This is a genomic window from Vibrio sp. Y51_MX_L26 (assembly GCF_024181935.1).
In the GTDB taxonomy this organism is placed as follows: Bacteria; Pseudomonadota; Gammaproteobacteria; order Enterobacterales; family Vibrionaceae; genus Vibrio; species Vibrio diabolicus.
Genome location: NZ_JAMZAS010000002.1, coordinates 82,406 through 96,111, shown reverse-complemented (window position 1 = coordinate 96,111; position 13,706 = coordinate 82,406). Strand labels below are relative to the sequence as shown.

At 45.3% G+C, this 13,706-nt stretch carries 10 protein-coding genes; 5 read left to right on the top strand and 5 right to left on the bottom strand.

Annotation, left to right across the window (positions count from 1 at the left end):
* Positions 1-5: 5 nt before the first annotated feature.
* The gene (msbA, locus tag NL645_RS06605; protein WP_046874716.1) at positions 6-1,754 is read right to left on the bottom strand and encodes a lipid A ABC transporter ATP-binding protein/permease MsbA; all 1,749 of its coding nucleotides are present in this window, start codon (positions 1,752-1,754) and stop codon (positions 6-8) included.
* Between the two features lie 31 nt (positions 1,755-1,785).
* Positions 1,786-4,044 (bottom strand): DNA internalization-related competence protein ComEC/Rec2, encoded by a 2,259-nt coding sequence (locus tag NL645_RS06600; protein WP_253651451.1) that lies wholly within the window; start codon positions 4,042-4,044, stop codon positions 1,786-1,788.
* Positions 4,045-4,052: 8 nt separating this feature from the next.
* Between NL645_RS06600 and NL645_RS06595 the strand changes: the two genes are divergently transcribed.
* Positions 4,053-4,562, top strand: a complete 510-nt coding sequence (locus tag NL645_RS06595; RefSeq protein WP_005390643.1) for a DUF2062 domain-containing protein — start codon at positions 4,053-4,055, stop codon at positions 4,560-4,562.
* 148 nt (positions 4,563-4,710) lie between these two features.
* On the opposite strand, the gene lolE is transcribed toward NL645_RS06595, so the two are convergent.
* Genes lolE through lolC form a run of 3 tightly spaced genes read right to left on the bottom strand, consistent with a single transcriptional unit; the run spans position 4,711 to position 7,866 of the window.
* Positions 4,711-5,955 (bottom strand): lipoprotein-releasing ABC transporter permease subunit LolE, encoded by a 1,245-nt coding sequence (lolE, locus tag NL645_RS06590; protein WP_203342236.1) that lies wholly within the window; start codon positions 5,953-5,955, stop codon positions 4,711-4,713.
* A 2-nt stretch (positions 5,956-5,957) separates the two neighbouring features.
* On the bottom strand, positions 5,958-6,665 hold the full coding sequence (gene lolD / locus NL645_RS06585; protein WP_145474289.1) for a lipoprotein-releasing ABC transporter ATP-binding protein LolD: 708 nt from the start codon (positions 6,663-6,665) through the stop codon (positions 5,958-5,960).
* The gene (gene lolC / locus NL645_RS06580; RefSeq protein WP_048626174.1) at positions 6,658-7,866 is read right to left on the bottom strand and encodes a lipoprotein-releasing ABC transporter permease subunit LolC; all 1,209 of its coding nucleotides are present in this window, start codon (positions 7,864-7,866) and stop codon (positions 6,658-6,660) included. The genes lolD and lolC overlap by 8 nt, the downstream gene beginning before the upstream one ends.
* Before the next feature lie 249 nt (positions 7,867-8,115).
* Between lolC and NL645_RS06575 the strand changes: the two genes are divergently transcribed.
* The 4 genes from NL645_RS06575 to NL645_RS06560 all read left to right on the top strand — a co-directional run bounded on the left by NL645_RS06575 (position 8,116) and on the right by NL645_RS06560 (position 13,642).
* Positions 8,116-8,685, top strand: coding sequence for a PilZ domain-containing protein (locus tag NL645_RS06575; RefSeq protein WP_253651450.1), 570 nt, complete (start codon positions 8,116-8,118; stop codon positions 8,683-8,685).
* 5 nt (positions 8,686-8,690) lie between these two features.
* Positions 8,691-12,152 carry a transcription-repair coupling factor gene (mfd, locus tag NL645_RS06570; RefSeq protein ID WP_253651449.1) on the top strand — a complete coding sequence of 1,154 codons (3,462 nt, stop codon included), beginning with the start codon at positions 8,691-8,693 and terminating at the stop codon, positions 12,150-12,152.
* Between the two features lie 7 nt (positions 12,153-12,159).
* Positions 12,160-12,930 carry a peptidoglycan binding protein CsiV gene (locus NL645_RS06565; RefSeq protein WP_074191059.1) on the top strand — a complete coding sequence of 257 codons (771 nt, stop codon included), beginning with the start codon at positions 12,160-12,162 and terminating at the stop codon, positions 12,928-12,930.
* A 163-nt stretch (positions 12,931-13,093) separates the two neighbouring features.
* Positions 13,094-13,642: a GNAT family N-acetyltransferase gene (locus NL645_RS06560; RefSeq protein ID WP_047008529.1), complete on the top strand. Its 549-nt coding sequence runs from the start codon at positions 13,094-13,096 to the stop codon at positions 13,640-13,642.
* Positions 13,643-13,706 lie beyond the last annotated feature (64 nt).

The following is a 13,706-nucleotide window of genomic DNA, read 5'->3' as shown; positions in this document are numbered from 1 at the left end:
CGCGTCTATTCACCAAACTGAATACGGTGCAATTGTGCATACGCACCATTTTTTGCAATAAGATCGGCATGGTTGCCACGCTCAATGATGGCGCCATCATCAACCACAAGAATCTCATCGGCTTTCTCGATAGTTGACAAGCGGTGCGCAATCACGAGTACCGTTTTGTCTTTCTGCAGCTCATCTAATGCAGCTTGGATAGCGCGTTCTGATTCTGTATCCAAAGCAGAGGTTGCCTCATCAAGAATCAATACCGGTGCATCACGCAATAGAGCACGTGCAATAGCGACACGTTGACGTTGACCGCCAGATAGACTCGCGCCATTTTCACCAATCATGGTATCAAGTCCATCATCCATTTTGCTGATGAATTCCATAGCATGCGCGAGTATTGCCGCTTTCTCGATATCACTGCGCTCGTATTTTCCATCCGTTGCGTAAGCAATATTGTTTGCAATCGTGTCATCAAATAAATGAACATTTTGTGATACTAGCGCAAACTGCTGACGCAAGTTCTTTAACTCGTATTCACGAATATCATGTCCGTCTAATGTGATGGAGCCACTATCAACATCATAGAAACGATTGAACAAGTTCGCGATGGTACTTTTACCGGAACCGGAACGACCAACCAGCGCAACGGTCTTCCCTCTTGGAATATCGAAGCTGACATTTTCCAATGCTGGCTTTTCTGCGCCAGTATAAGTAAAGCTTACGTTTTTAACTGAAACATCGCCATTTGCGCGTTCAACTGTCAACTTACCTTCGTTTTTCTCAGGCTCAAGGTCAATCAACGCAAAGAGCGTTTGGCTCGCGGCCATACCACGTTGGAACTGAGAGGTAACGTTAGTAAGCGCTTTAAGCGGACGCATCAAACCAAACATCGCAGAGAAGACAACGGTAAATGTACCTGGAGTCAGTTGCTCTTTAATCGAGTCAATACTTGCTAAGTAAAGAACGGCAACAATAGCAAGTGACGCAATCATTTGGATGATAGGGTTAGCCGCCGCTTGAGCCGTCACCAACTTCATGCTTTGTTGACGCATTTGGTTGCTGACCTTCTCAAATCGTTTACGTTCGATATCTTGGCCGCCGTAGCTCAACACGACTTTATGGCCTTTCAGCATCTGCTCTGCTGACGCAGTCACGTTGCCCATCATTGTCTGCATATTTTTGGATATTTTTCTAAAACGTTTAGAAACGACACCAATACCCCACGCGACAACGGGAGCAACAGCAAACAGCACTAACGACAACTGCCAGCTGTTGTAAAACATCAGGACTAACAGGCCAATGATACTTGCACCTTCGCGAACGATGCTCACTAACGCCTGGCTGGTTGCCGCAGATACTTGCTCTGAATCGTAGGTAATACGTGACAATAAATTGCCCGTTTTTTCCTTATCGAAGTAAGACACTGGCATATGCATAAAGTGATTGAATACCATGCGGCGGACTTGCATAACCACATTGCCGGATACCCAGCTCAAACAGTATGTGGAGACAAATCCACTTATGCCACGGACAAACATCATGGCAAAAATAATCAATGGAAGCGTGCGTAGAAAATCAGATTCAGCGTTCCCAAAACCTTCATCTAGTAATGGTTTTAATAGGGAAATCATATAGGTATCTGATATAGCATTAATAACTAATGCAATGACTGCAACGACAAGACCTGACTTGTAAAGGCGAATAAATTGCCATAGACGCTTAAACGTCTGCCAAGTCGTTTCATCAGTATTTATCGACATAGAAGTGCTTTATTTTCTTACATTAAGACTCTCATTCTACTCCCTTACGCAGCATCTGCCTATACCAAGGCTCAAATGTATCGCTACGTTTGGTTTCTGAGCGCCAATTATCACGGTGAATAGAGAAGCTTACCTGACCATATTCCCCAGTATCAAGCCAAGTAATGTCAAGCTTGCGATATGCTGCAACAACATGTTCTGCCGGCATTCCCCATTGATTATTTTTTGCCAAAGAAGCAACGGCCACACTCGGATTTACCGCTTCAATAAAGCGAGGATTCGACGAACTTTTACTACCATGATGAGGGACCAACATCACATCACTTTTTAACTTTTCAGGCTCCCTGAGCAAGATCCACTCACTAATGGTCTCAATATCACCAGTAAAAAGCATACTGAACGTAGAAATAGGGTCGGTAAGACGTAGCACACAAGAGTGCGGATTATATGCGCGTTGAACAAGAGCAGGAGGCCAAAGTACTTCTATATTTAACCCTTGCCATTTCCAATGATCGCCGCGAGTACAAGACTCATATCCGATAAAATTTTGGCTACTGAGTTTGCGCTGTGGCGAAAAGGCATCTTCAATGAACAAGCGTCCTCCTGCATGGTCATTGTCGGAATGGCTGAGGATCATCGTATCGATGCTTTCATAACCTCGTTGATGCAAGACCGGAGTGACGACCTGCTCCGCAATACTGCCATTTTGCCATGCTTTACCTGTATCATAGAGCAACACTTTATCGTCTTTTTCTACAATCACCGCAAGGCCATGGCCCACATCTAGTACATCAATGCGCCAATGTTGCTGATCATATTCCGATGTGAGCTTAATACTAATTACAATGCCAAGTAACAAACACCACGCGTACTGAAACATGAATCGTTGAAACACCAAGCAAACAATTCCCGCCAGAATCAACCCTGTCATTTCTATACTAATGGGTTGCCAGGAGCCTATCGCGTACTGAATTGACGTGCTCAATGGCTGCAATGACCAGTCCACCAACTGCCACAGAGACTTTGCTATCATTTCAAGAAATAAAGATGAGAACAGGGCCAGAAACATCAAAGGCACAACGATAAACCCGAACCAAGGAATAAACGCCAAGTTGTATGCAATTGATGACAAACTGAAACCAGAAAAGTAATAGCCACTAATAGGCACGATTAACACACTCAACATCAATTGAGTAATCAATAGCACTTTTAACTTCGCCTTCCAGCCCCCGTTTTGATGCCGAATCAAATTGATTGCGAACAACACTGCGCAAACTGACAAATACGATAACCAAAAACTCATGCTATACGATGCAAAAGGTTGAACAAGCAGTTGTAGCGCTACCGCGAGCAAAAGTACCCGCCAGGAAGCCCAGTGCACTAAGGTATATTTGAGAACGACGTAAATAACACATACCGACACCGCGCGGGTAGTAGGTAATGAGAAGTCCGCTAACCAAGCATAGGCAACGGCAAACATCAGCCCACATAAGCTAGGCAATAGCTGGTATTGAGGTAACGCATAACGAATGGCACCGCCCACCATTAGCCCAAAAGTAAACGCCATACCAATATGTAAGCCCGAAATCGAGACCAAGTGCAGTAAACCACTGTCTCTGAGTGCTTGCCAATCCTCCTTAGATAACCAAGAGCGATCGGCAAAAACTAACGCATTTATTAACGAGAAATGATGAAGGGAGGACACATCCTCCGAAACATCAGCGATAATGGCTTGGCGCAAAGATGTAGTAGAGCGAATAATCCAGGTAACATCCTTGTTAACAACACCGCGTGCGATAATGCTTTTACCCATTGCGTGCTTTTCGGCATCAAAACCAGCTTCGTTGCGTAGGCCTGTAATCGGCTTTAACGAGACGGATGTCGTAAACTCACTGTTAACATCGAGTGGAAAAGGCGTAATAAGACGGATTTTAGGTTTAAGAAAAGGTAACAGAGTTTGAGAATTTACCTTTTTTAGAGCCACAATGCCTTCATATCCGTGACTTATTTGCGTAAAAGGGCTGTCAACTTTACCAATTATGGTAATATTCTCCCCTGCTTGAAAAAGGGCTTGTCTCTGAGACTCCAATACATTGCCGTGGACGATGACAACCATAAAGCCCGCAATTGCGCCTATGCTAATTAAGCCACGACGTAATTTGATTATTGAGCCAGTGGTTATTATTCCCAGCAGCAGCCAACGCCAATCTGGTATTGTCGGCCACCAAGCTGACGAAATTACGCTCGCTACAAATAACGCCAAGGTCCAACTTTTTTCTGAGAGAGTCATGCTGTCCTATGCCTAGAAAGCTGATAAAACGCTTCATGCCAGATCATGAATTGATCAAACGCCAAAAAGCATTGAAGGTCTTCGGCAATGTGTTGTACAACCCGAACTTGTGGTGTTTAAATCGTCGCTCGGCGTCTGGGGCTTTTGCTGTCGGGTTATTTATGGCATTTGTTCCGCTACCAAGCCAAATGATCATGGCTGCAGGTTTGGCAATCATGCTTGGCGTCAATTTACCTCTCTCCGTCGCTTTGGTATGGATAAGCAACCCCATCACCATGCCTGTGTTATTTTATTTTGCGTATAAGCTTGGCGCTTTAGTGATGCATGTTCCTCCGCAACCTTTCCACTTTGAACTTTCGTGGGAATTCATCATGCAACAGATGAGCACTATTGGCCCTCCATTCTTATTAGGCTGTGCTATCTGTGGTGTCGTATCCGCGATTATTGGCTACTTCGGCATTAGAGGACTTTGGCGCTACTCAGTGGTTCGGAGCTGGCAAAAACGCAAAATAAGATAAGACGTTACTGCATAAAAATCAGCATTTGCGCTATCAGTTGAGGGGCACCTAACAGTTAGAATGAAACACGATGTCGCTCAAGTTGGATAAATACAAAAAAGGACCGAATTCGGTCCTTTTTGCTTTTCTCGTATTGTAAAACGGTTGGTTATTTAGAACTCAGCACCGCTGCCGGATTTAACTTCGCGGCGCGAGAAGCGGGATACCACGTTGCAAGCAAACTCAAAACGATCGCCGTCACCGACACCAATGCTACGTCTGGCCAGTGTAACTGTGATGGTAAGAAGTCGACGAAGTAAATATCACCCGATAAAAACTGATGACCGATTAAGCTCTCTAACCCTTTAATTAACGGAGTCAGGTTTAACGCCACTAAGACACCAATAACACTGCCGACGAGGCTGCCAAATACACCAGAGAACACGCCTTGCCAAACAAAGATACGTTTGATTAGGCTATCTTTTGCTCCCATTGTTCGCAAAATTGCAATTTCTGCGGCTCGATCTTTCACTGCCATCATCAGCGTAGACACAATGTTAAAACACGCCACACCAATCACCAGTACCATCACCAAGTACATAATGGTGCGTACGAGCTGAATATCGCGATACAAAAAACCAAACTTTTGCTGCCAGCTTTTCAAATACACGTAAACATCCACCATGCTACCTACCTCACGAACAATAGAAGGCGCATTGAGAACATCGTCAGTTTTTAGTGAAATGCCAGTAACCCCTTCCCCTAACCTTGCGTATTGCTGAGCATCCGCTAATGGCACTAACGCTAAAGAATGGTCTATTTGGCCATTCAACGTTAAGAACCCAGACACCTTCACCCGCACACGCTTAGGAGCCTGCACTTTGTTTGCGCCGCCGGTTTGCGGAATCATCAACGTAATGTAATCCCCCACGGCGACATTTAGCTCGTTTGCTACACCTCGGCCTAAGATCACTTGCTGCTGACCAGCATAAAAGTTTTGCCAAGCTTCTTGGTCAATAAAATTCGATAAGCTCGACACCGCTTGCTCGAAAGTAGGCTCTACGCCACGAACTTCTATCGCTTTTAGCTTATTGCCTTTTTCTGCTAAGCCCGTAAAACGAACGTACGGTGCTGCCGCAACAACATGTTCATGGTTTAGGGCTTGATTCATCGTTTTGGTGTAGTTATGAAGCGGTCCATTAACACCTTCCAACTCGCCGTGTGGAATAACTGACAACACACGCGATTGCAGCTCGCGCTCAAAGCCATTCATTGCAGAAAGACCGATAATGATCACGGCTACACCAACCGCAATGCCAATCGTTGAAGAAAGCGAAATGAAAGACACCATCTTGTTGCGCTTTTTCGCTCGACTGAAGCGACCACCAATCATCAATGCTAAAGATGAAAACAAAATTAGCCCTCCGCAGATGCTGTATCAGTCACAAAACGATCTACGAGCAAACCATCTTGCATGTGCATTTGACGATCCATTTTCGCCGCCAGATCTTTGTCATGCGTGACAACCAAAAATGCAATGTTTGACTCTTTATTGAGCTCGCGCATCAAATCATAGATAGACAGTGCCGTATTGTGATCTAAGTTCCCCGTAGGTTCATCGGCCAAGACCAGATCAGGTTTATTCACCAATGCACGCGCAATCGCAACACGCTGACGCTCACCGCCCGATAACTCGGAAGGTCTATGTTGCATCCGATGACTCAAACCCACTTTATCTAACAGCGCTTTAGCCGCCTGTTTTGCATCCGCTACTTTAGCGCCGCCAATCATCAGTGGCATCGCCACGTTTTCAAGCGCAGTAAAGTCAGCTAACAAGTGATGGAACTGGTATACAAAACCAAGGTGCTTGTTGCGTAAAGCCGCCTGTTTATTCGAACTTAAAGCCGATAGGTTTTGCCCTAGAAAATCAACTTCACCATGAGTTGCGTCATCTAACGCCCCTAAAATATGCAATAAGGTACTTTTCCCAGAACCAGAAGAGCCAACAATAGAAACCAGCTCCCCTTTATCGATATCGAAACTTACGCCTTTCAACACTTCCGTATCTAACGAACCCTCTCGGTAGACTTTACGAATATCACGACATTCTAATAGCTTATTCATAGCGAAGTGCCTCAGCAGGTTTAACAGAAGATGCTCGATAAGAAGGATAAAGCGTAGCAGCAAGGCTAAGAGCAATCGCCAACACCACCACTAAAAGAATTTGCAGTGAATCAATCAAAATAGGTAGATGACCACCGAAACTGAATAGCGCCACACCGGCAGATTCAAGAATCGCATTCAGGTTAAGTGACAAGATCACGCCCGCAGCGCCACCGACAATCGCGCCAATTACACCACTGCTTGCCCCTTGTACCATGAAAATGGTCATCACTTGAGATTGAGTCATGCCTTGAGTTTTCAATATTGCGACTTCTGATTGTTTCTCCATCACCACCATGATTAAGGCGGAGATAATATTGAATGCAGCAACGCCCACAATTAGACCTAGCATAAGTCCCATCATGTTCTTTTCCATTTTCACCGCTTGGAAAAGCTCACCACGCTGTTCGCGCCAATCACTCCATTGCCACCCGTCAGGCATGGGTTGATCAGCAAAATCCGTCACCATAAATGGATCAGAGAAAAAGACACGCCAACCAGAAACCGTGTCTTTCGGAAAGCGCATCAGCTTAGATGCATCCGTCATGTTAACAATCATTAATTGACCATCAACGTCCGATCCCGTGTTGAAAATACCAGCGACAGTAAAATTGCGCTGGCTAGGAATACGGCCAAGTGGGGTAAACTGCGTCGCGTTGGTCACCATTAAGCGCACTTTATCCCCCATTGATACCTTTAGAGAGCGCGCCAAACTATGACCTAAAAAGACATTGTAATCGCCCGCTTGAAGTGACGATAATCGCCCAGCAATCAAATGGTTGCTAATCGGGTCGCCTTTCTTTGGTTCAATGCCAATGAGGTAACCTGCCGTCAGTTGCGCAGAACTCTGAATTACAGCCTCTCCACGAACGATAGGCTCCGGTTCAGATTCACTCGACATCGCTTGAACAAATGGAGGGGCAGACTTGGTCAACGGCGTTTTTCCATCGTGTTGCGAAACAACGGCATGAGGCAGCACACCTAAAATGCGCTCTTTTAACTGCGATTCGAACCCATTCATCACAGAAAGAACCGTCACCAACGCCATTACACCGATAGTAATACCCGCCGTCGACATATAAGAAACAAATCGGCTGAACCTATCCCCAGAGCGTCCCCGAAGATATCTCAAACCAATAAATAATGAGATAGGATGATACATATAAGACAAACCAACTGGTTGTTTTGATATAAAGCTTTAGCAGATTATCTTACCTTACTATTCTCATTAAGAAGACAAGAGAATCGCTAAATTTGTCAACGACATGCAATAAGTCTGTATTTAGGGCAAAAAGTTCAAGGACAAATCAGGTAAACTTGATAACTTCATTCAGTTAGCGATAATCAGTGCCCTACTTCTCTTTGTTTGTTGAGTAAACAGGGAGCGCTCGCTGGCAAAAGGACCGACTATATGACAGAGCAAGAATACTTTACCGTCCATCATAATCTCACTATCAACGTCGAAACGTTGAGTGCGGATTTTGCTTTGCCAGATGAAGAAACCTTTGTCTCCGAAATTCCAGCACCGTTTATTGTTGCCAGCGAATTTAGCCATCTAGATATGTTGGCAGACAACGCGCGTCTAGAGCTGAAAAACAAAGAGTTAAAGCATGTGATCAACTTGCTTGATACGCAAAACGCGAAACTTAACCTCTTGTTGAGCTTTATGCTTTCACAACAAGATGACGCCTCCATTCGATACCAAACCACAAAGTTTGGCGCCAGCCAACTCAGTTACCGTTCAGATACAGCGCTATCTGCCCAACAACTCGTTCGTGTTAAACTGTTTCTCGATCATCCTGCTGCAGCGATTTACGGTTACGCTCAAGTAAAAGAATGTGAGGCTTCAGAGCAAGATTTCATTATCACTCTTAGATATAAGATGCTACGTGAATCTGACCAAGATTTGCTGATAAAAGCGGCACTATATCAACAACAAAAACTTTTACGTCAGCGCTCGATGGAGCGAGATAAAAAATAACTCCTATGACAAAAGCAACGATTCTTTCCGTCACCAATCCTTCTGAGCGTGGCGACAAAAAACAGCTAGGTAATTTACCGGGCGCGGCTCTACCTCTAGCTATTGCTGAGCTAGCCAAGCAGCATTCGAGTCACTCGCTACTCATCGTGCCTGACCCGCAAATCGCTTTAAAGCTTCAAGCGGAGATTGAACAATTCACCGACCAAACAGTAAGCCTGTTCCCTGATTGGGAAACGCTGCCTTACGATAACTTTTCTCCGCATCAAGAAATTATCTCTGAACGTATCGCGCGCCTATACCAACTGCCAAGCCAACGCAATGGTATTACCATCGTGCCGGTCAGTACGGTGCTGCAGCGACAGTCGCCACGTGATTTTCTGTTGCAACACACTTTAATGGTGAAAACTGGTGATCGACTCTCGCTTGAGAAACTACGTGTACAACTTGAAAATTCGGGCTACCGCCACGTAGACCAAGTATTTGGGCCAGGTGAATACGCGAGCCGTGGGTCGATTCTGGATCTCTTTCCTATGGGCAGCGATGACCCGTATCGCATCGACTTCTTTGATGATGAGATAGATACCATTCGCACGTTTGCTCCAGAGAACCAACGCTCTATCGACGATATTAAGCAAATCCAATTGCTGCCTGCACATGAATTCCCAACCACTAAAGAAGCGATTGAGGATTTTCGTACACGTTGGCGCACCCAATTTGAAGCACGCCGAGAGCCAGAATCGATCTACATGCAAGTGACCAAAGGCACTTGGCCCGCTGGTATTGAGTATTGGCAACCGCTGTTTTTTGACCATACCGAGACTTTATTTGAATATTTGCCAGAAGACTCTCAAGTCATCACATATGGTGATATTGAATCTGCGGTCGATACTTTCTTAACCGATGTCGAATATCGGTACGACCAGAAAAAAGTTGATCCACTACGTCCTCTTTTGACTCCTGAACAACTTTGGCTGAAAAAAGACGAACTCTTCAGCCAACTAAAACAGCTCCCTATGGCTCAATTGAGCCTAGAGAAAGTGGTTAAGCGTGCTGGTCGTCAAAACCTACCAGTACAATCGTTAGCCGAGCTTGGCGTTCAACAACAAAATAAAGAACCGCTTTCGCGTCTTCGTCAATTCAGTGAGCAATTCAGCGGAAAAATTGTTTTCTCGGTAGAGTCAGAGGGTCGTCGTGAAGCACTAACGGAACTGTTGCAAGGCATCAAAGTTCGCCCAGTCGTACATGGCTCACTTTACCAAGCACTAGATTCGGGTGATCGCTTCAGTTTGATCTTAGGCGCTGCAGAGCATGGTTTCATTCACGAAGAGCTGAACTTCGCTCTGATCTGTGAAAGTGATCTTCTCGGTGACCGCGTTATACAGCGACGCCGCAAAGATAAAAAAGCAGTCAACAGTGACACCGTTATTCGCCACCTTGCGGAATTGAAACCCGGTCAACCCGTGGTTCATATTGATCACGGCATTGGCCGCTACATCGGTTTGCAAACACTTGAAGCTGGTGGCATGAAAACGGAATACGTCACCCTTGAGTATCAAAACGATGCCAAGCTCTACGTACCAGTTTCATCACTAAACCTTATTAGCCGCTATTCAGGCGGTGCTGAAGAAAGTGCACCACTGCATAAATTGGGTGGCGAGGCTTGGGCAAAAGCACGTCGTAAAGCGGCAGAAAAAGTGCGTGATGTCGCGGCTGAGTTGCTGGATGTTTACGCTAAACGAGAATTAAAACCGGGCTTCAAATTTGAGCTAGATCGTGGGCAATACGCAACGTTTAAAGCAACGTTCCCATTTGAAGAGACGGATGACCAAGCGATGGCCATCAATGCCGTCTTGTCTGACATGTGCCAAGCAAAAGCGATGGATCGTCTAGTGTGTGGTGACGTGGGCTTTGGTAAAACGGAAGTCGCTATGCGCGCAGCATTTGTCGCAACGGATAACAGTAAACAGGTCGCCGTACTCGTACCGACAACCCTGCTTGCTCAGCAGCATTTCGAAAACTTCCGTGACCGTTTTGCCAACTTACCAATCCGAGTTGAAGTACTGTCTCGTTTTAAATCGGCCAAAGAACAAAAAGTCATTTTGCAAGACGTTGCAGATGGTAAAGTCGATATTGTCGTTGGTACGCATAAGCTGCTTTCGAGCGACATTAAATTCAAAGATTTAGGTTTGTTGATCGTTGATGAGGAACACCGCTTCGGAGTTCGTCAAAAAGAAAAAGTCAAAGCAATGCGTGCGGATGTGGATATTCTTACCCTCACCGCAACACCAATTCCACGTACACTGAATATGGCAATGAGTGGCATGCGCGATCTGTCTATCATCGCGACACCTCCAGCGCGTCGTTTAGCCATCAAAACCTTTGTTCGTCAAAGAGAAGAATCTGTAGTCCGTGAGGCGGTACTGCGTGAAATCATGCGTGGTGGTCAGGTTTACTTCCTGCACAATCAGGTAGAGACTATCGAGAAAACCGCGGAAGACTTGCAAAAACTGATTCCTGAAGCACGAATTACCGTGGCACATGGTCAAATGCGTGAGCGCGAACTGGAGCGCATCATGAATGATTTCTACCACCAGCGCTTTAATGTGTTGGTGTGTACAACTATTATCGAGACCGGTATCGACGTACCAACGGCGAATACCATTATTATGGATCGTGCAGACAACCTTGGTTTAGCGCAACTGCACCAATTGCGTGGCCGTGTTGGACGCTCTCATCATCAAGCCTATGCTTACTTATTAACGCCACATCCAAAAGCCATGACCAAAGATGCTATCAAGCGTCTTGATGCGATTGCTTCACTGGAAGACTTAGGCGCAGGCTTTACTCTAGCAACTCACGACTTGGAAATCCGTGGGGCTGGTGAACTGCTTGGTGACGAGCAAAGTGGGCAAATTCAATCGGTTGGTTTTACACTGTACATGGAAATGCTGGAACAAGCAGTCCAAGCATTGAAAGAAGGTAAAGAACCTTCTTTGGACGAGCTGCTTCGTGAACAAACTGAAGTTGAAATGCGAATCCCAGCGCTCTTGCCAGACGATTACATCCCGGATGTGAATACACGACTGTCGATGTACAAACGTATTGCGAGCGTTACGAGTGGTGAAGAACTCTCAGAGCTCAAAGTGGAACTTATCGATCGATTTGGACTGCTTCCAGACGCGACGAAGAACTTACTTGCTGTCTCAGAATTGAAAATTTCGGCTGGTAGCCTAAAAGCGAAAAAGATAGAAGCCCATGATAAAGGCGGATTTATCGAGTTTTACCCTGATGCTGACATAAATCCAGCGTATTTGGTTAAACTGCTGCAATCACAGCCGCAAAAATTTGCAATGGAAGGTCCAACTAAGTTCAAGTTTAGCGTACCATTGGCGGACCGACGTAAACGCATTCAGTTTGTTCAAGACTTATTGAATGATTTTAAACAGAATTTATTACCAACGAGCTAATAGTCGAATGAGAATACTGATCCCGTTATTGCTTCTATGTGTCTCAATGCCTTCTTGGGCACAGCGTCAATTTGATATTGAAGTGATCATTTTCAAGCGAGCAGTCGACGCTGAAAGCACCACTGAATCTTGGCCGAATCAACTGCCAAAAATCGATATGGAAAATGTCGGCAGCTTAGAGAGTGAATCATACCGTCGCTCTAAAGGTGTAACACTACTGCCACGCTCATCTTTCCGCCTGAATGCGCAAGAAGCAGCATTAAACAACCACGCTGGGTTTAAAGTGCTTAAACACGTAGCATGGCGTCAAGGTGACCGAGGCAAATCTAGCGCCCCAATTTTCCGTATTGTTGGTGGACGAGATTTCTCTGATTCTTATCACGCAGATGGTAGTCCAATCAATGGCAGTACTCAGACATTTTCCACTGACGGTTACAGTGAGGAGACAGTCAACGGTCCTTTGTATGAACTAGATGGCCGATTCCAAATTTACGTGCAGCATTATCTATTCGCTGAAACGACACTAGACCTGCGCGAGCCAAGTGTTAGAGAAGTGCGTTTTGAACCAACTTCAACCGAGCAATTGGCGGATGATTTAGGTGAGGTCGATGGTAATGTTCAAGTGGGTAACTTGGCGGAAATCTCTCCTACAATAACAGAAGAAAAGTTCCTCAAGAGCTATCGAATGGATCAAAAACGCCGTATGCGTAGTAGTGAGACTCATTACCTAGACAACCCATTGATGGGCATGATCATTCAAGTTCGTCGCGTTCGATAAGCACGAGTGATTCAACAAAGCGCAGCATTTGCTGCGCTTTGTTTTTATCTGTTATGTCCTCAGTTATTCCTAACCAACGCAGAGCAAGGAAAATAACTGCGTTACAGTATGAAGTAGACAGTTTTCAAATTACTTAAACTCAACATGGAAGTCGTATCAGTTCATGAGTCCAGATTTTGAAATCATTGCGCCCCGCTTAGCGCTCAAGCTCATCCCTTCTGAAGAAGCTCACTCACTACAACGTTTGCTTGCAGAATCCCCTTCCCTACACCAGTGGCTAGATTGGTGTAATCAAAACGTTACGTTGAAAGATGCACAGGACTTCCTGTTGGCAACCCGACTTAACTGGGTAAAAACAGAAGCTTTCGGTTTCGGTATCTATGAACGACAAAGTAACACTCTAGTAGGAATGGCCGCCGTAAACGAGTTATATCACACGTTTAATATGGCAAGTATTGGCTACTGGGTTGCTGACCGCTATCAACGACAGGGCTATGCTCAAGAAGCCGTTAGAGCCTTGGCTGAATTCTGCTTTGCAAAACTGAGTTTAACTCGACTGGAAATTGTCTGTGACCCCGACAACGAAGCAAGCCAAACCTTAATTGAGTCAGTCGGTGCACAAAAAGAAACCATCGCCAGAAATCGGTTTATTTTTCATGGTAAGCCTAAGGATGGCGTTGTGTACTCACTTTTACCGGCAGATCTAACATAAATAAAAAGCCACCGACTTGCGGTGGCTTTTTATATTTCGAAGATACAGCATCCGCGCAATCCGC

Coding starts and splice junctions, on each gene's coding strand:
- msbA (WP_046874716.1), bottom strand. CDS start 1,754: ATGTCGATAAATACTGATGAAACGACTTGGCAGACGTTTAAGCGTCTA.
- NL645_RS06600 (WP_253651451.1), bottom strand. CDS start 4,044: ATGACTCTCTCAGAAAAAAGTTGGACCTTGGCGTTATTTGTAGCGAGC.
- NL645_RS06595 (WP_005390643.1), top strand. CDS start 4,053: ATGCCTAGAAAGCTGATAAAACGCTTCATGCCAGATCATGAATTGATC.
- lolD (WP_145474289.1), bottom strand. CDS start 6,665: ATGAATAAGCTATTAGAATGTCGTGATATTCGTAAAGTCTACCGAGAG.
- lolC (WP_048626174.1), bottom strand. CDS start 7,866: ATGTATCATCCTATCTCATTATTTATTGGTTTGAGATATCTTCGGGGA.
- NL645_RS06575 (WP_253651450.1), top strand. CDS start 8,116: ATGACAGAGCAAGAATACTTTACCGTCCATCATAATCTCACTATCAAC.
- mfd (WP_253651449.1), top strand. CDS start 8,691: ATGACAAAAGCAACGATTCTTTCCGTCACCAATCCTTCTGAGCGTGGC.
- NL645_RS06565 (WP_074191059.1), top strand. CDS start 12,160: ATGAGAATACTGATCCCGTTATTGCTTCTATGTGTCTCAATGCCTTCT.
- NL645_RS06560 (WP_047008529.1), top strand. CDS start 13,094: ATGAGTCCAGATTTTGAAATCATTGCGCCCCGCTTAGCGCTCAAGCTC.